14 protein-coding genes and 2 pseudogenes are annotated in these 26,453 nt (G+C 43.9%); 15 read left to right on the forward strand and 1 reads right to left on the reverse strand.

The genetic code is table 11. The features are described from left to right. The first annotated feature begins 910 nt into the window (after positions 1 to 910). The 15 genes and pseudogenes from IQ263_RS01470 to IQ263_RS01535 all read left to right on the forward strand — a co-directional run bounded on the left by IQ263_RS01470 (position 911) and on the right by IQ263_RS01535 (position 20,998). Positions 911 to 1,852: an RNA-guided endonuclease InsQ/TnpB family protein gene (locus IQ263_RS01470; RefSeq protein WP_255515786.1), complete on the forward strand. Its 942-nt coding sequence runs from the start codon at positions 911 to 913 to the stop codon at positions 1,850 to 1,852. 730 nt (positions 1,853 to 2,582) lie between these two features. Further along, positions 2,583 to 2,792, forward strand: a pseudogene (locus tag IQ263_RS01475) (reverse transcriptase N-terminal domain-containing protein); the annotation flags it as partial. Between the two features lie 581 nt (positions 2,793 to 3,373). Then, positions 3,374 to 5,167 carry a group II intron reverse transcriptase/maturase gene (gene ltrA, locus IQ263_RS01480; RefSeq protein ID WP_339383463.1) on the forward strand — a complete coding sequence of 598 codons (1,794 nt, stop codon included), beginning with the start codon at positions 3,374 to 3,376 and terminating at the stop codon, positions 5,165 to 5,167. A 129-nt stretch (positions 5,168 to 5,296) separates the two neighbouring features. Further along, positions 5,297 to 6,793: pseudogene (gene ltrA / locus IQ263_RS01485) on the forward strand (group II intron reverse transcriptase/maturase); the annotation flags it as partial. A 151-nt stretch (positions 6,794 to 6,944) separates the two neighbouring features. Further along, positions 6,945 to 7,205 (forward strand): zinc ribbon domain-containing protein, encoded by a 261-nt coding sequence (locus IQ263_RS29695; protein WP_370588919.1) that lies wholly within the window; start codon positions 6,945 to 6,947, stop codon positions 7,203 to 7,205. Positions 7,206 to 7,262: 57 nt separating this feature from the next. Next, complete coding sequence (locus IQ263_RS01495) at positions 7,263 to 7,433, forward strand: ATP-binding protein (protein ID WP_194065841.1); 171 nt, start codon at positions 7,263 to 7,265, stop codon at positions 7,431 to 7,433. A gap of 70 nt (positions 7,434 to 7,503) precedes the next feature. Further along, entirely contained in the window at positions 7,504 to 7,671 is a 168-nt protein-coding gene (locus tag IQ263_RS01500) for an ATP-binding protein (RefSeq protein ID WP_304941026.1), read from the forward strand. A gap of 624 nt (positions 7,672 to 8,295) precedes the next feature. Next, positions 8,296 to 8,553 carry a CBS domain-containing protein gene (locus tag IQ263_RS28110; RefSeq protein ID WP_228049712.1) on the forward strand — a complete coding sequence of 86 codons (258 nt, stop codon included), beginning with the start codon at positions 8,296 to 8,298 and terminating at the stop codon, positions 8,551 to 8,553. An 80-nt stretch (positions 8,554 to 8,633) separates the two neighbouring features. Further along, a complete protein-coding gene (locus tag IQ263_RS01505; protein WP_333194727.1) occupies positions 8,634 to 10,325 on the forward strand; it encodes an ATP-binding protein in 1,692 nt (563 codons plus the stop codon). Between the two features lie 71 nt (positions 10,326 to 10,396). Continuing rightward, the gene (locus tag IQ263_RS01510; RefSeq protein ID WP_194008497.1) at positions 10,397 to 10,795 is read left to right on the forward strand and encodes a response regulator; all 399 of its coding nucleotides are present in this window, start codon (positions 10,397 to 10,399) and stop codon (positions 10,793 to 10,795) included. Then, positions 10,792 to 13,947 carry a PAS domain S-box protein gene (locus tag IQ263_RS01515; RefSeq protein ID WP_194065842.1) on the forward strand — a complete coding sequence of 1,052 codons (3,156 nt, stop codon included), beginning with the start codon at positions 10,792 to 10,794 and terminating at the stop codon, positions 13,945 to 13,947. The genes IQ263_RS01510 and IQ263_RS01515 overlap by 4 nt, the downstream gene beginning before the upstream one ends. Before the next feature lie 375 nt (positions 13,948 to 14,322). Beyond that, positions 14,323 to 16,260 (forward strand): ATP-binding response regulator, encoded by a 1,938-nt coding sequence (locus IQ263_RS01520; RefSeq protein WP_194065843.1) that lies wholly within the window; start codon positions 14,323 to 14,325, stop codon positions 16,258 to 16,260. Further along, on the forward strand, positions 16,261 to 18,168 hold the full coding sequence (locus tag IQ263_RS01525) for a PAS domain S-box protein (protein ID WP_194065845.1): 1,908 nt from the start codon (positions 16,261 to 16,263) through the stop codon (positions 18,166 to 18,168). 590 nt (positions 18,169 to 18,758) lie between these two features. Next, the gene (locus IQ263_RS01530; protein ID WP_194065847.1) at positions 18,759 to 19,214 is read left to right on the forward strand and encodes a response regulator; all 456 of its coding nucleotides are present in this window, start codon (positions 18,759 to 18,761) and stop codon (positions 19,212 to 19,214) included. A 125-nt stretch (positions 19,215 to 19,339) separates the two neighbouring features. Beyond that, complete coding sequence (locus IQ263_RS01535) at positions 19,340 to 20,998, forward strand: diguanylate cyclase domain-containing protein (RefSeq protein ID WP_339384850.1); 1,659 nt, start codon at positions 19,340 to 19,342, stop codon at positions 20,996 to 20,998. A gap of 230 nt (positions 20,999 to 21,228) precedes the next feature. Here IQ263_RS01535 and IQ263_RS01540 read toward each other — a convergent pair whose 3' ends face one another. Beyond that, positions 21,229 to 26,250: a PAS domain S-box protein gene (locus tag IQ263_RS01540; protein WP_194065848.1), complete on the reverse strand. Its 5,022-nt coding sequence runs from the start codon at positions 26,248 to 26,250 to the stop codon at positions 21,229 to 21,231. Positions 26,251 to 26,453 lie beyond the last annotated feature (203 nt).

Here is a 26,453-nt window from a genome sequence, read left to right on the forward strand (position 1 = left end):
AAGCACCTGTAAAGCAGTAAATCATTATTGACCCCGCCGAAAAACGGAAGCCACCGACAACAGTCGTGGAGAGATCGAACATTTTAGAGGCTAGTGCCTGCTCCGATGATTGATCTGCGAGTGAATCTCAAATCTAAAACCTAAAATCTAAAATCGACAACAGTCGTAGAGAGATCCAACATTTTAGAGGCTAGTGCCTGCTCCAGTGATTCATCTGCGAGTAAATCTTTAATCTAAAACCTAAAATCTAAAATCCACTGACCGGGAACGCCTAAATGTTCCCCCAGCCTTGATATGGAAAAGCAGCCTTCAGAACCAAGTTATTGCCTTGGGTGCTGACTTAATGTCGTAGGTATTGAACTTATCCTTCTCCTCCTCGTCCTTGACTTTTGGTTATCATTATGAATTATCACGATATTCCTCTAATTATTCCCGTTCTGGCCGCCGGTTATGTCATGACTATTTATGTAGTCCTGATGTTGGTCGAACGCAGCTCTAAAATAACTCGATTGGGCGAGTAGCGCACTGCTTGGCAGCCGAATCCGCGCTCCGAGCAATGGGCTACTGGCTCTGAATTCCGAATACTTAATAATAACCTTGCCTTGAATGCTAGCTCGCAAAAGCAGGGTTATACCATTTTAGATTTTAGATTTTAGATTTTAGATTTTAGATTTTAGATTTTAGATTTATCAAAAAAATGGGTTGAAAACCCCGTCCTTTTAGGACGGCTTTAATTCAAGTAGGTTGGTAAAAATTTAACTCATTGAAAAATTAAGAATTGCGACAATGCTTGAATCAAGTAAGTTTTTAGATTAGACTAAAACAGTGCACTCTTCAAATAAGAGGTGACTCAATCTTGCTCACAAACTACGTTTACAAACTTCGTCCAAATCAAACACAAGACTCAAAGATGTCGAACTGGGTAGATATGTTACGAAGTCACTACAATTGGTGTCTTAACGACAGAATCACCCAGTATAACCAACAGTTCATCCAAGGAAATTACTGCTATCTTAGAACTCAAAGCGAAGTTTCGCCATTAACCTGCTCTGTCAGTAAAAATGGTGCAACAGGAAATCCTTGGAAAGACTCGAAAACCGCTTGCTCAGGTAAGACTAAGAATCCTCGTCGCAGTGCTGGCGACATTCAAATCACATCTTTGCCAGATTTGAAAACAGCTAGACCCTGGTATAGTGGTATTGACTCAACAGTTCTACAACAGAATATTAAACGTTTAGATACTGCTTACAAGAACTTCTTTGAAGGCAGAGGTTTCCCGAAATTCAAAAATCGGAGTAACTTTACCTCTTTTACTTTTGTAATGGGAATAAAAGTCAAAGGGAATAAAATCTATTTACCCAAATTAGGGTGGATGCGGTTCTACAATTCACGTTCAATCCCCGATGGTTTTACTATCAAGGCTTGTGCTGTCAGGAAGCGTCAAAATGGTTGGTATGTGTCCATTAGGATAGAGAATAAGTCTGTTCCCGATTACATGGCAAAATCTCTCAAGGATGTTGTTAAAGTAATTGGATGTGACTTAGGAATTACAAAGCTCGTTCATCTATCTGATGGATATCAAATTGAAAACCCTAATTTTTCAACATCCAAAAAAGCTAAACGCACCCTAAAAATTAGACAGAAAAGAGTTAACCGTAAAGTCAAAGGGAGCAGCAATCGCCAGAAAGCAGCTAAAAAAGTAGGGCGGTTCCATCAAAAAATCAGTGAGATGCGTCAAGCTTACCAATGGAAGGTAGCTCACAAAATTGGATCTCGAAAAATTGATGCTATTGCATTGGAAGACTTGAATATATCTGCGATGAGGGGGTCGCTGTCGGGTAAAAGTCGATGAAAATACGGGAAGATTTCTGAAAAATGGACAATCTAGAAAAAAAGGTTTGAACCGTTCTATTTCTGATGCAGGTTGGGGTGAATTGATTTTAAAGATTGAGGTGCGAGTCGTTTAACCTAAAATAAGCTGAAAGGCTTGTGGGACGGTTAGCCTAACTGCTCAGACAGTTAGTGACAACTGGTTACATTTGTAGGTGAACCGCCGTGTGGCAAGTCCTACCCTCCAAGTGCAGGAGTGAAAGCATAACCCCTAGTTTAATGGGTAGCAACCAATAGGCTAAAGCGGGGTTAAAAGGCAGAACTGCTAGGAGCCGAACCCGGTAACTGTCGAGCAAGAGTCCATGCGTAGCGAAAGCAAAGATGTGTTTGAACCATCGTAATCAAAAATGGTGTAACGGCTAAGTCAATGGTGAACCCGTCGAAAAAATACGGTAAGAATCCCTGACTAACACCAAGCCAAAAGGCAAGGCTAGGGCATAAGTGGTTCTCGATCCAACTTATAAGCACCGCCCACAATCCCGGTGGAAAGCATCACAGCTAAAGACTCAACCAATGTGTAATCGGAACGAAGTAACTCTCTTAAATCTCTGAATAGGTCGATGTTCAGTAAGTAGCTAACGAATGGTTTAAGGGAGAGGGATTGTATCAAAAGCGAATGCCTCACTGTAATGGTGTGGATATGCTGACAGATACACGGTAACTCCAAGGGAATAGAACAAGTAGCAAATCATATGTCTAATACGCTGAACAATCAGACGGTGGAATGGAAAGACATCAACTGGCGAAAGCTAGAAAGGGTGGCTTTTAAGTTGCAAAAGCGCATATTCCAAGCGAGTGAACGTGGGGATGTTAAAGCAGTTCGCAAACTTCAGAAGACCCTGATTAGGTCTTGGTCTGCAAAATGTATTGCGGTACGTAGGGTGACACAAGATAACCAAGGTAGTGCGGCTCGTTGACGCGCCAAGGAGAAATCCGAAAGCGTCACACCTGCTGAAAGCAGGTCAATAGGGAAGGGTGGCAACACTCGAAACCGAGATAACTTAGTTTCCGTGGAGGTGAAAGTCCTCCTTCTGTAAGTGTCCAGGTAACAGCATCACCCCCAGCTATGGAGAGGGTAGCACCGCCAGAACTGAAGCGGGGTGAAAACCGGATAAGCTACGAGCCTGAAATGTAGTGAAACCGGGAGCATCTGGGGCAGAACAGCGAAAGCGAACTCTCGTACAAACCGTCGTCATTATCAACTTGCGGAATAAGGCTAATACGCAGGGAGCGAAATAGGCTCACGGGAACGGTAGATAGCAGCTTGCCCTACTGACTATCGGCACTTACCAAAACCCGGCGGATTGAGAGGTTCTACAACCAGTACCAACGGAAACTCGGAACGAATTAAACCAGGGGAACGGCTCTCCAGAATTGGTCAAACTCTGGAGTAGTAGCTAGCGTAAGCCACCTTTGGAAGGATTGGGTCAGAAGCCAACGCCCCTCTGTAATGGAGAGGATATGCTGACAGACTCACTGCTGTGTGAAAGATACGTTCGCTTTAGTTCGAGTAAAGATGTCCAAAACGGAGATTACATCACAAGTGGAATGGAAAAATGTGAACTGGCGGAAAGCTGAGTTTGCAGTTTTCAAGCTCCAAAAGCGGATTTATCGCGCTTCACAGCGTGGAGATGTTCAAACAGTTAGGCGGCTCCAAAAGAGTCTAGCTCAGTCCTGGTCTGCAAAACTAATTGCCGTGCGACGGGTTACACAGGACAATAAAGGTCGAGTTACGGCGGGAGTTGACGGGATAAAAGCCTTAAAACCTCCAGCACGATTAGAACTGGCAAAAAACCTGAAAGTAAACGGGAAATCAGCACCAACTCGAAGGGTTTGGATTCCTAAACCCGGAAAGCCGGAAAAACGAGGACTCGGAATCCCAACAATTGAGGAAAGAGCAAAACAAACGCTAATCAAGCTGGCGTTAGAACCAGAATGGGAAGCACGTTTTGAATCGGAATCATACGGCTTTAGACCTGGCAGATCTTGTCATGACGCAGTTGAAGCAATCCGAACGTACATCGCCCAAAAACCGAAGTATGTTTTGGATGCAGACATCTGTCGGTGTTTTGACAAAATAAACCATACCAAACTGTTAGAAAAACTTAATACCTTTCCCATCTTCGAGCGTCAAATCAAAGCGTGGCTCAAAGCGGGAGTAATCGACTTCAGCAGATGGGCAGAAAGGAAGGGATTTCAAGAGACACAGGAGGGTGTTCCGCAAGGTGGTAGTATCTCACCACTTTTAACGAACATCGCGCTCCACGGTATGCAACAACGCATAGAGGCACAGTTTCCCAGCGATAAAGCAAACAGAATCCGAAATACCAAAAGGTTATTTGGAAAGGAAGTGAAAGCTCCTACGCTTATACGCTACGCGGATGACTTAGTGGTAATATGCGAAGAACTTGCCGTGGTACAACAATGTCAGCAAATTCTATCAGAATGGTTAAGCGAATTGGGGCTTGAGTTGAAACCCGAAAAAACTCGGCTAGTACATACACTAGAAGAACATGGTGGAGAAAAGCCTGGATTTAATTTTCTAGGATTTTCCATTCGCCAATACCCAGTAGGGAAACACCATTCAGGTGAAACATCGAAAGGTAAAAAGTTGGGTTTCAAAACCATCGTAAAACCCTCCAACGAAAAGCTTCAAGCTCATTACAGAAAGCTCGATAAGTACGTCGAGGAGAATAACAGCAGCAGTCAAGCTGCTCTAATCAGTTTCCTCAATCCAATCATTAGAGGATGGTGTCATTACCAATCTCCTTGGAACTCAAAGGAAACGTTCAATAAACTCGACCACCTACTCTGGAGCAGACTGTATCGATGGGGGAAACGCCGTCACCCTAACAAAGGGAAAAAGTGGGTTGCCAGAAAATATTGGCGAACCATCGGTAATAACAATTGGGTCTTTGCAAGCTCGAGGAAAGAGCAGGATTCCTTCAACCTCCTACTCCATGCCGCATTTCCTGCGGGTTTGAGATGGACAAAGGTACAAGGAACACGCAGCCCCTACGATGGAGACTCGATTTATTGGAGCGCCAGAATGGGCGAAAATTACAAATCCCTAGAACCGCAGAAAGCAAGACTGCTCAAGCGGCAGAAAGGTAGATGCGCCCAATGTGGACTGAACTTTAACCCAGGTGATTCAATCGAAAAACACCACCTAAAGCCTAGAGCCAAGGGTGGAAATAATGCCGACAAAAACCTGATATTAGTCCACCTGCATTGCCACGACCAAATTCACGGGCAATCAGAAACAGAACCGCGCTGAGGGAGTTTTCCCTTATTGGAGATGTCACAAGCAAAGGTGACAGTCACACACTGAGGAGCCGAATGAATAGCGATATTCACGTTCGGTTCTGGAGCCGAGCAGGTAGGGCGACCTGCCTGCTTAGGTTAACAAAATACGGCTGGTGTGGATGGCGTGAAATCGCTGACACCAAAGCAACGTACTAACCTTGTTGGTAAGTTAAAGTTGGAAGGCAAGGCAAAACCCACTCGTAGGGTTCATATTCCCAAACCTGGAACAGCCGAAACTAGACCATTAGGAATCCCTACAATAAGCGACCGCGCATTGCAAGCGCTATGTAAGATGGCGTTAGAACCAGAGTGGGAGGCAAAATTTGAACCTAACTCTTATGGTTTTAGACCTGGGCGTTCCTGTCACGATGCGGTAGGAGCAATATATAATTGTGTTAGAAGTAAAGCCAAATATGTGCTGGATGCTGACATCGCTAAATGCTTCGACCGTATAGACCACAAAGCGTTACTCACAAAAATAGCCACATTCCCTACCATGAGACAGCAAGTAAAAAGTTGGCTCAAGGCAGGATACTGTGACCAAGGAAATCTCTTTCCTACTAATGAAGGTACACCACAAGGTGGGGTAATTTCTCCCTTACTTGCGAATATTGCCCTACATGGTATGGAAGCAAGAGTTATGCAGTACGCGGAAACACTAAAAGGGAAAAAACGGGATAACCGCTATGCTCTTGGTTTAATCCGGTATGCAGATGATTTTGTGATAATCCATGAGGATTTGAACGTAGTCTTAAAGTGTAAAGAGATAATTGCTGATTGGTTGAGTGACATGGGATTGGAATTGAAACCAAGTAAAACAAGATTAACCCACACCCTTAATGAAATAGAAGGAAATGTTGGGTTTGAGTTCTTAGGGTTCCATATACAGCAGCACAAGGTAGGAATCTACAGATGTGCAAATAACACAAATGGAACTTCACTAGGTTTTTGTACACTAATTACACCCTCAAAAGCCAAAGTCAAAAGTCATCTATCTAAGATTGCTGAAGTAATAGACGCCCATAAAACCGCCCCCCAAGCTGCTTTAATCAGTAGGCTGAATCCAATCATTAGGGGGTGGTCAAACTATTACTCAACAGTCGTTAGCAAAAAAACCTTTAACAAGGTTGATAAACTAACATACGATAAGTTGAAAACTTGGGCAAAAAGGAGGGGAAAAGGGAACATCAATAAAGAAAAATACTGGAGAACAGTAGGCGATCGTAATTGGTGTTTCAGTACCGAGAATGGGTTGGAATTAAAACAGCATTCAGATGCGCCAATCGTAAGGCACATCAAAGTAAAGGGTGTTGCCACTCCATTTGATGGAAATTGGATTTATTGGAGTAAGCGTAGAGGCGAATACCCAGAAACTCCTAACAGGGTTGCATCATTAATCAAGCGTCAAAAGGGTATTTGTCCTCACTGTGGTTTGTACTTTACCAGTACAGACATTGTAGAAGTTGACCATATTAAACCAACCTCATTAGGTGGAAATGATACTTACGAAAACTTACAACTTCTACACAAACATTGCCATGACACAAAGACAGCAACAGACGGGTCAATATGCTCTAAAGAAGGCGTTAAAACCTGACAGTTGGTCTTGAATCGTATCCATAACAAGGATGGAATTATCAAGGAGCGGAATGATGCGAAAGTATCACGTTCCGTTCTGAAGGAGAGGTAGGAGTGGTAACGCTCCTATCGACTCTAACTATCTAGCTGCGAAGAAAGGAAAAATTGTAATCAAAGTCAATCCTAAACACTCAAGCCAAGAATGCCGAAATTGTGGTAACATTGACAAGTCCAACAGAGATGGAGAAAAGTTCATCTGTGTGGAGTGTGGCTATTACGAACACGCCGATATAGGTGCTGCTAAAACCATCAGAGATCGAGCTTTGAAAATGGTACGTGGGGACTCCGCGAAACCTGGTGCTACGCACCTAAACGCCCAAAATATATCACCACGCTCAAAAAGCAAATGTGGTGAGGCAAGGGAACCCTAGTAATGGGGATATTAAGGCCGTAATGTCTTAAGAATCCTCGTGCCTTAAGGTCGAGGAGTGTCAAGAAGAATTGATGAAGCTCGTGGCTTAGCGGTAACAGGCAAGTATCAGAATATTTGGGGCGATCGCTGCGGACACATATCAGCGGCTACACTAAATCAAGTTTGGATAAATCTGATTCACAATGCTTTACAAGCGATGGACAATTGTGGAGTTTTCAGCATATAGCTGAGAGCTTAAAATCAGAGAATGTTCGTTAGCATCAAATATTCGCAGCAAGGGAATTGGGCCGGAGGTTTTGCCGCGCATATTTGACCCGTTTTTTACCACCAAACCCGCTGGCGAAGGCTCTGGCTGGGGATTGGATATTGTTAAGAAAGTTGTCGAAAAACATTCGGCTAAGATAGAAGTAAGATCGGCGATCGGTCAAAGGACGTTTACTGTGTCAATTTCGATCGCCATTTAGCCCGCTGTGCACCCGAAATTATATGATGCACGACCAAAAATGCAACTTTAGACGGATGTCATTCGATTTTAGAGTTGAGATTTTGAGATTTACTTGCAATGCCGTGAATCGCCGGAGCAAATACAGGAGTCTCAATGTTTTGGCTCTAGATGATATCAAATTCTCTCTTCATCGGAATAGTAAATTCACTGTTAACTGTTGACTGTTAACAGTTAACATCATGTATGAGTGCAACCGGAATTGATAGGACAAGATTGCGTGGCACGGTATCCATTTTTGGGCGGGGTTAAAAAAATGCAAATTTAGGGGCGCGTTCTAAACCGTTATGCGCTCGGTGATTTCCAATTGTTAATTTTTTAATGAAAAATGTCAAATCAAAAATGATATTAGACGGATGTTAAACTTCGATCGCGATCGGGCTGTTGACACTGTAAGATGTCAAATTTAAAATAGTATTAATTGTCGGTTCAGAGTAACGTAAACTTTATAATCATGCTGCCTCAACCGCCGATCGATCAACTTTCGCAATTCCGAGAGCGGGGTAATAAATAAATAAAGGAAATATTTAATTATTATAGTGTCTTAATTGCAGATTATATCTCCATTTCTACCCTTAATTTGCTTATGTCAACCACAATTTATGATAACCAACACTTGCTCGAACAGGCGATCGACCTCAAACCGCCTGTGCTGCCTCCAGACACACCCTTGAAAGTTGCGATCGCCGCCATGACTGAGGCGAGCGCCAGTTGCGTTTTAATCGCGTTTGAGCGGCAACCGATCGGGATTTTGACGGAGCGCGATGTTGTCGAAATAACTGCTAGCGAAATACCCCTAGCAGGGCTGACAATTTCTGAGGTAATGACGCAGCAGGATATTTAGCCGGAATTGTAACCCAAAGTACGCTGCTGCAGGTTTTATATCCGGTAGAAATGCACAATATCGAGCTTTTGCAAGAAACAGTGACCAATAAAATTCAGGAGTTAAAAGAAGTGAACGAACAATTGCAAAAAGAAGCTGTTCTGAGAAGCGAAGTAGAGGAACAACTGCGACTTTTAAATGAAAATTTAGAAGAACAAATTCAACAGCGAACTTTAGAACTAATTAACGCTAACAGTCAGTTAAAGCAGGAAATACAAGACCGCGCCACAGCAGAAGAGGAAGTCCGACGCCTGAACACCGAACTCGAACAGCGAGTGCAAGAGCGCACTGTTCAACTAGCTGCCAGCAACGAAGAATTGCAGCAAAAAATTAGCGAACGCAAATTGCTAGAAGAAAAGTTATATTTTTCTGAAACCAAAGTTCGCGGAATTTTTGAAGCCATGACAGATATCGTTCTCGTACTCGACATTCAGGGCAACATAGAAGTTTTGCCGACCAATACAGCAGCCTTTTCTGATCCTGATTGCGATACAGTCAGCTTGACTATAGAACATTTTTTTGATGAAGATAACCCAGATGATTGGTGGAAGTTAGTTAAGCAAGTATTAGAAACGCAAGAAACTATCAATTTCGACTATAGCTTAACAGTAGCCGATCGCGCAATTTGGTTTTCTGCCTGCATTTCTTTGTTCTCAAAAAATGCTGTGATTTGGGTTGCTCGTAACATCAGCGACCGCAAACTAGCAGAGTCGGCGCTGCACAAAAAAAATGCGGAATTAGCTCATACGCTGCAAGAACTAAAGCGCACTCAGCAAGAACTGATTCAATCAGAAAAAATGGCAGCCCTCGGACAGTTAATTGCCGGAGTTGCCCACGAAATAAATTCTCCCTTGGGGGCGATTCGCTCCTCTGTGCAGAACATCGCCGACTTCTGGGGCAGACAATTGCAGCATTTGCCGATATTTTTTCAGCAACTATCCCCGGAACGGCAGCAGGATTTCTTTGCCCTACTGCATAAATCAAGCGAGGAAACAGACAGGTTATCTAGTAAAGAAAAACGTCAGTTGAAAAAACTTGTGCAGCGGCAATTAGAATCAGAAGCAATTGACAACGCAGATAGCCTTGCCTGTACATTGTTAGATATTGGTATCTGCAATAACGTAGAACCTTTTTTACCTTTGTTGAAAGACCCTAAAAATCTAAATATTTTACAAATTGCCTACGAATTCGCTACAGTACAAAAAAGCACTAAAAATATTGCTACTGCGACAGATAGGGCTGCCAAAATTGTTTTTGCTTTAAAAAGCTACTCTCGTTACGACCAGTCTGGCTCCAAGGCGATCGCAAATATTACTGACGGCATTGATACCGTTTTAACCCTTTACCACTACCAAATCAAACACGGTGTAGAAGTAGTAAAAAACTATGGTACTGATTTGCCCTTTGTGCTATGCTATGCTGATGAACTAAATCAAGTCTGGACAAATTTGCTTCACAATGCTTTACAAGCGATGGGCAACAAAGGGATTTTAAAAATTGATGTAAAACACCAAAATAACACAATTTTTGTCAGTATTACCGACAGCGGCAAAGGCATTCCTCCTGAGATTATGCCAAGAATTTTTGAGCCTTTTTTTACAACTAAATCTGCGGGAGAAGGCAGCGGCTTGGGATTGGATATAGTTCACAAAATTATTGAAAAACACCAAGGTAAACTGCAAGTAGAAAGCGTGCCAGGTCAAACCAAGTTTACTGTATCTTTGCCCGTCTAAATCACTGAGAGAAATTAAAAATTCGGCGAAATCTTCCTCCCAATTTGAAATTAAAAGATGAGTAAAATTTTATGTCCAAACCAGTAATTCTGTGCGTTGACGATGAAATTGTGGTTTTAAATAGTTTAAAAATTCAACTTAAAAAAGAATTTGGCGATGCTTACCTGTATGAGGTAGCAGAAAATGCCGATGAAGCTATGGAAATTATCGAGGAACTGAGAGAAGAAGATGAAAGCGATATTTTGGTCATAGTATCGGACTGGTTAATGCCCGGTATTAAAGGAGATGAATTTTTGATCCAGGTTCACCAAAAATATCCCAAAATTGTGAAAGTTATGCTGACAGGTCAAGCCGACGAAGTTGCAATAGAACGGGTAAAAAAGCAAGCAAACTTGCACCGATGTTTGTATAAGCCGTGGGATGGGCAAGAATTAGTAGAAACTATAAAATCTGGTTTGGCAAAAATATGAACAATAAACCTGTGATTATTTGCGTGGATGACGAACCGATAATTCTTGAAAGTTTGAAAATCGAGTTAAAAAAAGTCTTGGGAGAAGAACATTTATTAGAAATTGCTGAAGGGGGCGAAGATGCTTTAGAGTTAATAGATGAATTGCTGGCAGATGGCAGCGAAATTGTCGCAGTAATTTCGGACTATCTGATGCCGAATATTAAAGGGGATGAATTGCTGAAGCAAATTCACAAAATTTTGCCCAAAACTATCAAAATTATGCTGACGGGGCAAGCAGACCTCGAAGCAGTGGCGAATACTATTAAATATGCTAAGTTGTACCGCTATATATCGAAGCCTTGGCAGTCAGAAGATTTGAAGTTGACCGTAAAAGAAGCGGTCAACAGCTATTTTATGGAGAAGCAATTAGCGGAACAAAATGCTCAACTCCAAACGCTGAATCAAGAATTGGAAACTTTAGTGGAGGAACGGACTGCACAACTGCGATTGTCTGAGGAAAAGTTTGCTAAAGCTTTTCGTTCTTCTCCTAACCCGATTACTATTACCAGATTTCAAGATGGTAGTTATTTAGAAATTAATGAGGCATTTTGCCAGACTATCGGTTATTCAGCAGCAGAGATTCTCGATCGCACGGCGCTCGACTTTAATATTTGGAAAAGTATAGAAGCCCGGTCAAAGTTGTTTGAAATGTTAGGGGAACAACAAATTGTTCGCAACTACGAATTTGATTGGTACACTAAAACTGGGGAACTCAGAACCGGACTGCTGTCTGCTGAAATCATTGAAATTCATGGCGAAACCTGCGTGATTTCTGTGATTCAAGATATTAGCGATCGCAAATTGGCAGAAGAAAAACTCCGCGCTTTAGCGGCTTCTTTAGCAGCAGCGCAAAGAATTGCCCGCCTCGGCAATTGGGAATGGGATTTCTCTGCTAATACAACTACTTGGTCGGAAGAATTATCTCAAGTTTTTGGTCTCGGTTCAACTCAGGCTGCGCCAACAGTAGCTGAGTTTTCGCAATACGTGCATCCAGACGATCGACAAAAATGGCAAACTACGATCGACGCTGCTATTGCTAGCGGACAATGCTACAGTCTGGAATTTAGAATTGTGCGGCCTGAAGCGACAATTAGTGCGGATAATTTCCCGTCAAAAACAAGTGAAGGCGGCTTCATCCGCTACATCGAATCCAGAGGAGAAACAGTTGTCAACCAACAAGGGCAAGTGACAAAACTTTTCACAACTTTGATGGACATTACTGCCCGCAAGCTGGCAGAAATAGCTCTAGCAGAGAGCGAAGAAAAATACCGCCATTTAGTTGAAACTTCCCAAGATATTATCTGGTCTTGCGATGCCCAAGGACACATTACTTTTGTGAATCAAGCAGTCAAACAAATCTACGGTTACGAAGCTGAAGAAATGCTCGGATGTTCTTTTGGCGATTTCTTGGCGCCCGGACAAATAGACTGGAACAGGGAACTGCAGCAGCGCTTGTTGACGGGAGATGATGTGTTTCAGTACGAAAGTATAGTAATAGGAAAAGATAGCCGATCGATCGATGTCAATACGAAGGCGATCGCGCGATTCGACGCAGACGGAAATATCAGCGGTACAACAGGAACAGCCAGCGATATTACTGAGCGGAAACAAGCAGAAACAGCCCTGAAAAAAGCCAAAGAAGAAGCCGACAGAGCCAACAGAGCAAAAAGCGAATTCCTCTCGAATATGAGCCACGAATTGCGAACTCCCCTCAACGCAATTCTCGGTTTCACCCAACTGCTTGCCCGTGCGGCAGTCCTCGATGCCGACCAAAAGCAATACTTAGGAATTATTAGCCGCAGCGGAGAACATTTGCTCGATCTGATCAACAATATTCTGCAAATGTCAAAAATTGAAGTCGGGCTGGTAACAGTTAATAACAGCACCTTCGACTTGCACAGAATGCTAAAAACTACTGAAGATATGCTGAAGCTGCCAGCCGAAAAAAAAGGGTTGCAGTTGATTTTTGATTCGACTCCAGACTTACCTCAATATGTAGAAACAGATGAAAGCAAGTTGCGCCAAGTATTGATTAATATGGTGGGAAATGCGATCAAGTTTACGGCGGAAGGCGGTGTTAATTTGAGGGTTAAACATGAGCTGCTGTCAGACACTAATCGCGGAGAGATTCCGCCGAGTGAGAATTGCTGCTTGCAATTTGAAGTTGAAGACACGGGTGCGGGAATTTCAGCCCAAGAAATGGATAATTTGTTTAAACCTTTTGTGCAAACAGAAAGCGGGAGAAAAGCTCAAGAAGGAACTGGTTTAGGCTTGCCGATCAGCCAACAGTTCGTGCAGTTAATGGGAGGAAAAATGACGGTGACAAGCAGTGTCGGTAACGGCAGTATTTTTAGATTTGATGTTAAAGTTTCGCTACCAAATGCAGTGGAAATTCAGGTGGCTCAAACAGCGCGTTTGGTTGTGGGGCTGGAACCGGGCCAGCCGGAATATCGGATTTTAGCTGTTGACGATCGCCTGGAAAGCCGCTTGCTGTTGGTGAGAATGCTGGCATCGCTTGGTTTTGCGGTGCGGGACGCTGAAAATGGGGTTGAAGCTGTGTCGGTGTGGTCGAGTTGGGAACCTCATTTGATTTGGATGGATATGCGGATGCCGGTGATGGACGGCTACGAAGCTACCAAACAAATTAAAGCGCATTTGAAAGGTCAAGCAACGGTGATTATTGCTCTGACGGCGAGTGCTTTTGATGAGGAGCGATCGATGATTTTATCTGCTGGTTGCGATGATTTTGTGGCAAAGCCTTTTCGGGAGCAAGTGATTCTGGAAAAGATGGCTAAGTATCTGGGAGTTCGCTATGTTTACGATCGAGAAGCTGCGCCGAGTTCGGATGCTGTCGCACCCGGTGACGTTTGGGCGTCTGAAACTGCTGATGTACCTTTTACGCTGAATGCTTCGTTGTTTGAAGGGATGCCGACCCAATGGGTTGATGAATTGTACGCTGCGGCGGATGCGGTTGATAACGAGGAGATTTTTCGGCTGCTGTCGTCGATTCCTGGGATTAATCTTGGTTTCAGCAGGGCGATCGCCGATTTGGCGAATAACTTCCGGTGCGATCGGATTATTGATTTGATTGAGGAGTTTAGAAATCTTTGAAGGAAGTTAGACAAACGAACAATGTACGGGATATAACGGATGTAACAGATTTAACGGAGGTCAGTTGAAGTTCGAGGTTCCAGGGGACAGAGGCGGGTTAGGGATGATTGATGATTTAGGTCGATCGACTATTTAAGTCTGGGACGTAGAACCTAATTATGTATGGTTTGTCCGGTCGCAATTTATCGCTATAATTGGCGCGTCCAACTACTTTTTAACCTTAGTCCTATCCGCTTATAAAAACCCAATTCTTGGGGTGGGTATTCCTAAGTTTTGTAAACATGAAAGTCCTGGGTTCACGAGCGAGTGCTACAATAACAATTTAATCTATTTTCATAATTTCAGTAATTTTAAATTTAACAACAAATAGCATCAATGATCGGAAATCAAACAGAAGAGAATAAAGGCAACATATTAATTGTTGATGACACTCCAGAAAATTTGCAAGTTTTATCAGCTACCCTGTCGGATCGGGGGTACAAAGTCCGGGGCGTAATTAACGGCAAAATGGCAATTAGAGCCGCGCGATCGGGTTCTCCAGATTTGATTTTGCTCGACATTAAAATGCCGGAAATGGACGGCTACGAAGTTTGCACGCAGCTCAAAGCCGATCCGAAGACAGCAGAAATTCCCGTTATTTTTATCAGCGCTTTAGATGAAGTATTGGACAAAGTAACCGCCTTTCAAGTTGGAGGGGTAGATTACATCACAAAACCGTTTCATATCGCAGAAGTTTTAGCGCGAATCGAACACCAACTGACCATCCAAAGACTGAAAAGACAATTGCTCGATCGCAATACCGAACTCCAACAAGAAATAATAGAACGCAAAAAAGCCGAAGAAGCCGCAGCCGCTGCATCCCTAGCAAAAAGTCAATTTGTTGCCAACATGAACCACGAATTGCGGACTCCCCTGAATGCCATCCTGGGTTTCACCCAAGTCATGAGCCGCGACTCTTTACTGAGCCACGAAAATCTCGAAAATCTCCGAATTATTAACCGCAGCGGTCAACATTTGCTGGAACTAATTAACGATGTTTTAGACTTGTCGAAAATAGAAGCCGGGATAATTGGCTTAGACGAACGCAGCTTTGACCTTTATCAACTCCTCGACACTCTCGAAGATATGTTTCAAATCAAAGCTGAAGCCAAAAATTTGCAACTGAGATTTTCCGTGGAGACCAATGTTCCCCAATATATAAAAACTGACGAAAAAAAGCTGCGCGTCTGCTTGATCAATCTGTTGGGAAATGCCATGAAATTTACGGAAAACGGCGGCAGCATTTGGCTGCGAGCGAGGGTGGAAGACAAGCAGCATCCCGCAGCATCAGAAATTTCTCCTAGTTCTTGCAGCGCCGAACAATATTTAATTTTATTTGAAGTAGAAGATACGGGAGTTGGCATAGCAGCGGCAGAAATTGATACTTTATTTGATGCTTTCGTGCAAACAGAAGCTGGCAAACAAGCGGTTGATGGTACGGGATTGGGTTTGACAATTACTAAAAAATTTGTAGAAATAATGGGCGGAGAGATTGGGGTAGAAAGTGTTTTAGGCAAGGGAACCTGTTTTAAATTCAACATCCGAGTATTTGCTGCTATTTCGTCGGAAATAACAGTCGCGACTTTGCAGCGGGTAATCGGAGTGGAACCAGATAGACCAGTTTATCGGATTTTAGCAGTTGACGACAATCAAGAAAATCGGCTGCTGCTGGTGAAAATACTGCAACCAATTGGTTTTGAAGTCCGAGAAGCCGAAAACGGCTTCCAAGCTGTGGAACTTTGGGAAAGTTGGCAGCCGGATTTAATTTGGCTGGATACGCGAATGCCAGTAATGGACGGTTTTGAAGCTGTCAAACAAATTAGAGCTAAAGAGGAAGCAACTAAGCCGCGAACTGTAATTATTGCTTTGACTGCTAGCACTTTTGAGGAAAGAAAAGGCGAAATTATTGCTGCAGGTTGCGACGATTTTGTGCGGAAACCTTTTCAAGAACAAATCCTTTTTGATAAGATGGCTTGCTACTTGGGAGTGCGCTATATCTATCAAGAGTTGCCCCGACTGGAAGCGGGGGCTTGGCGGCGTTATTTTGCCAGCGAAAAACCCGATTCATTTTTCCTGCCGCTGCTGGCCCAGATGCCTGGAAGTTGGGTGCAGGAACTCTACGGCGCAGCTAATGATGTTAATGAAGAGCTGGCGATTCAAATTGTCGATCGCATTTCTGAAAGTCATCCAACTTTAGCTGAGGCTTTAAAAGATTTGCTTGTCGATTATCGGCTAGACAGGATAATGGATTTAACTCAATCGAGTTTAAAATAAATGGATAAAAGCCCAATTAAAATATTGGTGGTAGACGATCAACCGAGCAATCTGCGGTTCTTATCTCAACTACTAACAGCCCAGGGATATCAAGTTTACCGAGCTATTTGCGGTAAACTGGCGTTGAATTCTGCGATCGCCCATTGCCCCGATTTAATTTTACTCGACATTAGAATGCCGGAAATGAACGGTTATGAAGTTTGTCGCCGACTGAAATCGACAGCGGAAACCGCACAAATTCCGGTGATTTTTTTAAGCGTACTAGATGATATTAACGATAAATTACAAGCTTTTCGAGTTGGCGGCGCGGACTATATTGCCAAACCATTTCAAATAGAAGAAGTTTTAGCACGCATCGACAAGCAAGTCAGCTTGCAAAAACTGCAACAGCAACTAAAAGAGCAAAATGCTCAACTGCAACAGTCGCAATCGCTGCTTGCTAGCATCTTAAATAGTTCCTTAGACGGTGTGGTGGCTTATTCTGCTGTCCGCAACAATCAGGGAAATATTGTGGATTTCCTGTGGCTGTTAGTCAACCGTGCTGCTGAACAAATTTCGGATGTGCCATTAAATGAGATAGTTGGCAAGTATTTGTTGGTAGAAATTGCCGAAATTCGCAATAGCAAGTTATTTAATTTGTACGTTTCTGTAGTAGAAACAGGAGAAACTGTAGACCAAGAATTTTATTACGAATGCGAGCGAAATTCAGGTGTTTGGCTGCACCTTGTCGCGGTCAAATTAAACGATGGTCTGGCAGTAACATTTCGCAATATAACCGATCGCAAAAAAGCCGAAATTGCCCTGCGAGAAAGCGAAGAACGCTTCCGCGCGATCTTCGAGCAAGCGGCAGTCGGTATAGCGAAAACTGCGCTGTGCGGTCAATTTATCCGGGTGAATCCCGGCTTTTGTCAAATTGTCCGCTATACAGAATCGGAATTGTTGCAGCTTCGTTGGCAGGCAATTACTCACCCCGATGACATCGAAGCTGACACGGAATACGTGCGCTTGCTGTTGTCCGGGGAGATGCAAACTTTTTCTCTGGAAAAGCGTTTGCTCTGCAAAGATGGGGAAGTGCGCTGGGCGAACGTTACTGTTTCGACAATCCGCGATGCTGAGGGGACGGCGCAGTATTTGATTTGTGCGATTGAGGATATTTCCGAGCGCAAGCTGGTACAAGAATTGCTCCAAGCGAGTTTAGAGACTCAAACTCGCTATGCTGAAGAATTAACTCGTTCTAATGCCGAACTCGAACAGTTTGCTTACGTGGCTTCTCACGATTTGCAAGCGCCTTTGAGCACGATTGCCGGCTATGCTAAACTATTAGAAAAGCGCTTTCAGAACCAACTTGATCCCCAAGCAATTAAATTTCTCGACAATATTGTTAATTCTTGCCTGCGGATGCAGGTGCTGATTGATGCTTTGCTAGAGTATTCGCGGGTTAGTCGCAGTCAGAAACGTTTCGATTTGATTGATTGCAATCTGGTTTTTGAGGATGCTTGCGCTAATTTGCAGTTGGCGATCCGCGAGAATCAAGCTTCTGTAACTAGGGGCGATTTGCCAAGGATCGCAGGTGACTGTTTTCAACTACTGCAACTGTTTCAAAATTTAATTGGCAATGCCATTAAGTACTGCAGCCACAGGATGCCGGTGGTACAGGTGGGCGCTTTGCGTCAGGGGGATAACTGGGTGTTTTCGGTGCAGGACAACGGTATTGGTATTGCCGAAGAGCACTATCCGCGAATTTTTCAGATTTTTCAGCGCTTGCACGCGCAAAAAGAATATTCTGGAACCGGTATCGGTTTAGCGATTTGTCAAAGAATTGTCGATCGCCACGGTGGAAGGCTTTGGGTAGAATCAGAACCGGGTCGAGGCTCGACTTTTTATTTTTCTTTTCCTGTAGCTAAGTGAAGTCAGGAGTTCCCCTGCTGTCATCAACCATTTGAGATTTGAGATTTGAGATTGGGGAATTGGGGCATTGCGAATTGGGAATAGGTGTCCGGGCTTGGATCGCGGGCCTAGATTTGGATGCTTTTTTGAAACTGGTTTTACTGGAATTTTAAATAACTTTATCTTGTCTTTACACAAATGCTGGTAAAAGAGTAGCATATTCACTGATGACATCGAGTTCAAAATCTATCACGATCAATATATTAGCTCGATCCTTATACAACTTAACAATCAGCGGTGCGTGCAAGACTTGTCAGTTTATTTCAAATTTATCCCGAGCATCTTGCTTTGGGATGCAGTCGTTTCCCTAGTAATTCGCAGACTAGCATTTGTGATGTCTTGGCAGTTGGCCTGTTCTCGGACAGAGTGCCAAGTGAAACAAGCCGAATTCGCAAAGCTTGGCGCATTATGCAAAGTCTCAAATTGTTGCAACATAATGGCAATTTTTTCAGCTTGGTTGGCCGGATGAGGACTAGAGATGCTTTGCAGGCGATCGGACACCGCTCCAAGTCCCCCTACTTCACAAAATTTCTTGGTGGTGAGGTAAAGTCGTGAATTATAACAATAAAAGCTTTACTCTTCTAATAGCCAACGATGACGAGGACACGCGCTTTTTGATGCAGGAAGCAATGCGAGAAGTGCGATTAACAATTAAAATAAAATTTGTGGAAAATGGAGAACAAGTGCTAGACTATTTGTACGGTCGCGGTGAATATGCTGGTATCAGCAATTGGCACCAGCCAGACTTGATACTTTTGGATCTGAATATGCCGAGGCTAGACGGGCGAGAAACACTAACTTCGATCAGAGCTGACCCGGATTTACAACAAATTCCGGTGGTGATTCTCACAACCTCGCACCGCAGCGGAGATATCTTGCTTTGCTATAGCTTGGGTGCTAATTCTTTCATATCTAAACCAGTCACTTTTGAAGGATTGGTTGAAGTAATGAAGACTTTATGTAAGTATTGGTTTGAAATTGTTTCGCTCCCGCGTCGGGATCTGTAAGCTTTAATTGACGTTGAGATGGATAGTGTGATTGTAGGCTACATTTGATAGACCGACATATTGCAGGGTAAGTATAGATTTCAAAACAAAAAAGTTTCATTCAACCCGCTGCGAACGCTATAGTTGTGTTAACACGTCATCAATGTCTGAAAATTTTGTTGGTTGAGGATGACCTCGCAGATGCGACGCTGATTGAAGACCTTTTAGGGTCATTCAGCGAGTCTCTGTTTTGCCTTCAAACTGTTAAGTCTCTGGAGAAAGGACTGGCGTGTTTAGAAGCAGAAAAATTTGATGCAATACTGTTGGATTTGTCAGTGTCAGACAGCTTGGGAGGAAGGCAGGATATTGCCATTTTGAAAGCCCGATCGCCCACAGTGGCGGTGGTGGTGCTGACGGATATCAATGATGATAATACGGCGCTGTCGCTATTGCGATCGGGCGCTCAAGATTGTTTGGTGAAGGGAAGATTTCACAGAACTCTGCTGGTGCGGGCGATCCATTACGCGATCGAACGCCAGCAAGTCGAAGAACAATTGCGACAACAAGCTCTCCGGGAGCGGCTGTTGGGACAAATGATCCAACATATTCGATCGTCAATAGACGGGGCAAGCATTCTTCAAAGTACCGTCGCAGAAGTGCGCCACTTTCTGAAAACAGACCGCGTTTTAATTTATCGCTGTCACGATTGGGCTTCTCAACTCGACGAGGAAGAGCAACAAGGTGCGATCGCCGCAGGTGATGGTTTGCCATTGGGTTATATTGAAAATCAAAATATTAGTGCTGCAATGGCGGTGTCATGCTTTGTTTTGGTCGAATCTCAGTCGGTACAAGCAATAGCAGATGTCAGCGCTGCCGAATTGTCTGGCAGTTACAAAGAGTTGCTGGCAGATTGTGAAATTGCAGCAGTTTTAAGCGTGCCAATTTGGCAATCGAGCGACTGGGAAACGGCAAATAACAGACTAGAAGGCACTTTTTGGGAAGCAGAAAAGACACCAGATGCAGTGGAAGATTATATCTCTTGGCAGGCTGCTCAACCGCAGGCGCAGGGTTCTAGTACGCCGGATTTGAGGAGTGAAAATTGCAATAAATTGTGGGGAATGCTGACAGCATACAATTGCAGTGGTATGAGGGAATGGCAGCAGTGGGAAATAGATTTTTTACAGCACTTAGCAAATCAAGTGGCGATCGCGATCGAACAATCTCAACTTTACCGCCAGCTCGCAATAGCCAATCAAAAATTGCAGCAACTGGCAACTACTGACGGACTGACGGGCATTGCCAACCGCCGCCAGTTCGATCGCGTTTTGATATTGGAGTGGCGCAGATTGGCAAGAGAGGAACTGCCGCTTTCTTTAATTATGTTGGACATCGACTTTTTTAAACTTTACAACGAGTTTTACGGCCACGTGGGCGGCGACGATTGTTTGCGCCAAGTTGCCAGCGCGATCGCCTCTTCTACCAAGCGGGCTGGGGATTTTGCCGCCCGCTACGGTGGCGAAGAATTTGCCGTAGTGCTGCCCAATACCAGCGCCGAAGGGGCAAACGTTGTCGCCCGGAAAATTTGCGACGATATCGCCAGTTTGAAAATGCCTCACGCGCGATCGCCGATCGGCTCTTATCTTACCCTCAGTTGCGGAATTGCCACAGCGATGCCTGATTCGCAGGAATCTCCCTGCACCCTAATTCGCAGCGCTGACAGCGCCCTTTTTCAAGCTAAAACTGAAGGTAAAAATCGCATTTGTCACGCTAGCAGCAAGTCGGAATCTACGCCGATTTTGATGTGAGGGAAGAGGGAAGAAGGAAGAGGGAAGAATGAACAAGGAAGAGGGAAGAAGGAAGAAGGAAGAAGGAAGAGGGCATAAGGAAGAATAACATTGAATTGAATTGTATACTTTGATTGATATATCTACCCCACATGACAGGTAGATGAACATAGATTAATGCAGATGATTTCATTCCGAGGAAAGTCAATAAATGCAATTGATCGTCTAATTTTTTATTTCCAATTCCTAATTTATTTTCCCAAACTAGAACTACTACCAGTTAAATTCGATCGCACTGGAATTTCAATCACAAACTCCGATCCTTCTCCCGGTGTCGAAATACAGCTCAAGCGACCGCCGTGCCGATCGACTACAATCGAGTGAGAAATCGACAGTCCCAAACCCGTCCCCTTGCCCACTGGTTTAGTCGTGAAAAACGGGTCAAACAGCCTCGATCGCACCGAGTCCGGTATCCCCCCGCCGTTGTCGGCAATAGATACCGCTACGAAGCCTGCAGCAGCCGGATAAGTCCGAATCGCGATCGCGCCCGGATGCCGATCGCACTCCTGGATCGTCCGCCTTTTGTCCCGTTCTTCCAAAGCATCGATCGCATTAATCAAAATATTCATAAATACCTGATTCAACTCGCCCGGAAAACACTCAACTTGCGGCAGTTCCTGGTAATCTTTAATTACCTGAATCGCCGGACGGCTGCTGTGAGATTTCAACCGATTTTGCAAAATCATCAAAGTGCTATCAATTCCCTCGTGAATGTTGACCGACTTCCCCGCCGACTCGTCCAAGCGGGAAAAGTTACGCAATGATTTGACAATCTCTACAATGCGCTCGGTTCCTACCTGCATCGAAGTAAACAATTTCGGAAAATCTTCAACAATATAATCTAAATCTATCGCATCAATTTTATCCAAAACTTCCGCCGGAGGATTGGGACAGTATTGCTGGTAAACTTGAATCAATTCCAGTAAATCTAAACTGTAACCGCTAGCCGGACTGATATTGCCGTGAATGAAGCTGACGGGGTTGTTAATTTCGTGAGCAACACCAGCAACTAACTGACCCAAACTCACCATTTTTTCATTTTGAACGAGTTGAGCTTGAGTGGTTTTGAGTTTATTAATTGCTGCTTCCAACTCTAGTGCTTTTAAGCGTTCTCGCGCTTCCGATTCCTGCAAAGCTGACTCGGCTTGTTTGCGATCGGCAATTTCAATTTGTGCTTGCTCGAACAGCGTCGATTGCTGGATCGCGATCGCCAATTGCACGCTAATTTGTTTGAGACACTCCACCTCAATTTCCAGCCAGTGGCGGCGGCCCGCGCACTCGTGAGCAATCAATAGCCCCCACAAGTTCTCGCCTTGCAAAATCGGCACTACCAAATTAGCTCGCACCTGAAATTGACTTAACAAATCAATGTGGCACTGGGAAAGACCGGCTTGGTAAATATCATCGATCGCTACAGTGCGATTATTTTTGTAAGCAGCAGCATAGCTGGTGGATTTGAAACAAGAATCGTTAATAGTTATTCCCCGAATCGCTCGCCAATTCTCCCCTACAGATTCGACAGTTACAAAACCGCTCCAGTCAGGATTAAAGCGACAAATAATTGTCCGGTTTGTATCCAAAAATTGCCGGACTTCAGCCACAGCCTTTGTCAAGATTTCTGCTAAGTTGAGAGAAGAACGAATGCGTTCCAGCATCCCTACCACCAAACGTTCTCGCTTTAGTTGCTGACGCAAAATAGACTCGGCAAGTTTGCGATCGCTAATATCTTCAATCACAGCAAGTCCGTAATTCGGTTCCCCAAACTCATCCCGCACTAAAGATACAGTCACGTTCGCCCAAACCAATGAACCGTCTTTGCGTACAAAGCGTTTCTCAAGTGCATAATTAAAGATTTCCCCAGCTAACAGTTTTTTTGCCATATCGACATCTGCTGCTATCTCTTCCGGGTGCGAAATATCCCAAAGATTTAGGGCTTGCAGTTCCAATGCTGAGTACCCGACAGTATTGCAAAAGCCTGGATTTACATTCAAAAAAGAACCGTCTGGTCGCACTTTAACAATGCCGACGGCCGCTTGTTCAAATACAGCTCGAAACCGTTTTTCGCTTTCTTGCAAAGCAATTTCTGATTTTTTGCGATCGGTAATATCCATTTCCGTGCCAAACAGCCGCACCACTTGACCAAACTCATTTTTAACAGCTCGTCCTTTACCGTTAACGTGCCGGATTTCTCCTGATGGAAAATAGATCCGGTGGTCAATGTCGTAAGCTGTGCCTTCAGTCACTGCCTTTTGCACAACTTGTGTAAACTTTTCTTTGTCATCGGGATGAATTTGCTCTAAAAGTTCTTTCATTGTCGGCGGCTGATTCAATTCTCGACCGTAAATTCTAAATACTTCCGCCGACCAAGTAATAATTTGTGTCTGAATATCGAATTCCCAATTCCCCATGCGGGCAATTTTTTGCGCTGCTTGCAACTGATCGGCAAGTTGTTGCAGAGATACGATCAACTCTGTTTTTTCGGCTTCAGCTTCAACGCGGGTGCTGATATCTTTGTGAGCGCCTGTCATCCGCAGCGGCCCACCCCATTCGTCATACTCGACCACCTTACCCATCGCCAGAATCCACTGCCAATTTCCAGCTTTGTTGAGCAGCCGAAATTCAACTTCATAGATATCGGTGCAACCTTCAAAACAGGATTTTAAAGATTCCTTTGCCTTCAGCCTGTCTTCGGGATGCAGCAAATTTTCCCAAGCTTCAAGGTTATTGGCAATTTCAGTTTCTGCGTAACCGAGCATTGATTTCCAGTGTGCGTCGAAATAAGTTTCGCCAGTGGCTATATTCCAATCCCACAGCCCCAAAGAGCTGCCGGAAACCGCCAACTGCAATCGCTCTTGACTGAGTTTTAATGCCGATTCGGTGCGTTTTAGTTCTGTGAGGTCAGCAATTATTGCCATCATTCCTATTGGTTTAGTGTCGCTATCTTTAATGCAGTCAGCTCGCAATATAGTTTCTATGATTTCGCCATTTTTAGCCTTGAGTTCAATTTCAGTGTTCCAGGACAAACCTTTCCGCAGTACCCTAAATAACTTTCTCAAATCTTGAGATTTGGCGTACATTACTGCTGGGCCGCCGGCATTATTTAGTTCATCAACTGTATAGCCGTAGCGCTGAATAAATGCTTGATTGTGATAAATTGAACAACCGTTCAAATCTGCGATCGCGATCGCATCGCTAGCGCTGTCTACAGCTTGAGTTACCAAGCACAGAGTCAGTTCGGCGGTTTTGCGATCGGTAATATCAAAAATCGCTCCGTCGAGCCACAAAACTAACCCTTCTCGATCGTAAGTCGGTCTACCTCTTTCCGACATCCACCGCACCGCCCCGTCAGCGCGAACAATCCGGTATTCTAGATTGTACGGCTGTCTCGACTCTACCGCTGCGCTGACTTGTCGATCGACCATTTCCTTGTCTGCCTCGTGGATAATGCTAGCAAAACTCAAGCGGCTGTTGTCAGTAAAATCCGCAGCCGGATAGCCGCTAATTGCCTGAATTTCATCGCTAATAAACACCATTGTCCAATCAGCATCGTACAAAGTGCGGCAGATAGCGCCGGGAATACTCTCAACGAGCGATCGAAATCTGGCTTCCGTTTCCCGCAAAGCTGCTTCTGCCTGTTTAAAATCAGTAATATCCAGTATCATGCCTTCCCAAACAATATCCCCTTCCTGCCCTCTTGCTGTCGGAAAATCCACTCGTTCCGGTCTCGAAACCCCTCGCATCCACTTAACTGTTCCCGAAGGCAAAATCGCACACCATTCCTGCTGCCACGGCTGGATACTTGCCGCTGAAACAGCAATTGATTCGTAAATTTTTGCCCGGTTGTCTGGAGGAACACAATTGAAAATAAGTTCGGGATTTAGCTGAATATCTTCTGGGGCTAATTCATATAAATCGCGGCAACCAGAAGAAATGTAAGGAAAAGACATTTGGCCGTCGGTTGAAAGTCGAAATTGATAAATTATTCCCGGCAAATTTGCAGCAATTTGCTGCAATCTAGCTTCGCTTTCTTGCAGCGCTAATTGTTGGCGCTTATCCTGAGTAATATCTCGAATTATACCCACCAAAAATTTACCGCCCTCGGTATTTTCAAAAAGAGTTTTTTTAGTAGACAGAATGTGCTGGGCACCGCTGGTGTCCGTAAAAAATTCCTTTGTCTCGTTTTCTTCTCCCGTCCTAAAAACTTGTTCATCTTTATTCCAAAAAAAATCCGCTTCTTCTTTTGGGAAAAAGTCATAATCCGATTTACCTAGCAGTTCTTCGCGCGGCTTGCCCATCAGCTTGCAAAAAGCATCATTTAACAGTATCCAGCGGTGCTGTTCATCTTTGACAAAAATTGGATCGGCAACTGCATCGATCGTATAATTCAAAAATCTTTTACTAGCTTCCAGCTCCTCTAATGCTAAAACTTTATCGGTAATATCGTTAATAGTTCCTGTCGTCCCCAGCGCCTCCCCCTGGCCCAAAATCAAAAAAACCTGCACTTCCACCCACCGAATCTCGCCATTTTTAGTAAGATATCGAATTTGATAGCAACAAGACGTTCCTTGATTTTTGCTCAGGCTTCTGGACAAATTTAAATATTGAAATTGGTCGTCTGGATGAATGTAACCCAAACAGGAATTTCCTAAGCTTTCATCAACGGTAAATCCAGTAATTTCCGTCCACGCCGGATTCAGAAAAGTCCAATCGCCAGCAATATTTGTTTCAAAAACAACTTCTTTGATATTGTCAACAAGTTGCTGGTATTTTACTTGACTTTTTTGCCATTGTGCTTGCCGTTTTTCGCGGGCGATCGCGCAGCGCAGCGTCCGCACCAGCAGCCTGCTGTTTACTTGTTTTTTTACCAGATAATCTTGCGCGCCTGCTGCAATTAACTCAACTGCCATTTCTTCCTCATCGGCGGCTGTCAGAATGACGATCGGAATATTGATCCCACAACCTTGCAGCCGGAAAAAAGTATTGAATTTTTGGCTGTCAGGAAGGGTGAGATCTAATAAAATTACATCAAAAATCTTGCAGCTTAAAATTTCTATAGCATCTTGAAGGCGAACTACATTCGTCGTCTCAATCGATCCTCTCAACCGATACTCAGACAGCAATTCTTGAATGAGTTCTGCATCTTCTGCACAGTCTTCTACTAACAGAACTTTCAAAGTAGCAAGCGTTAAAGTTGACTCACAAACAGATTTCATTGCTATTTTTTAGTATTTAATAAAAATGTAGCAGCGGATGAAGCTACCTAGCTTATTTTTGGATAACTTGAACCGGACGGTTTAGAGTGCGCTGGATGCCTACTGACTCCAGATTTATGTGTAAAATTGAGTCTATCGCAGCAAATTATATCCTGTCGGGTCAATTATTATAACAAAAACCGTTCGTAGTGTGAACTTTAATC

Origin of the sequence: Tychonema sp. LEGE 06208, from assembly GCF_015207505.1 — a bacterium.
GTDB lineage: Bacteria > Cyanobacteriota > Cyanobacteriia > Cyanobacteriales > Microcoleaceae > Microcoleus.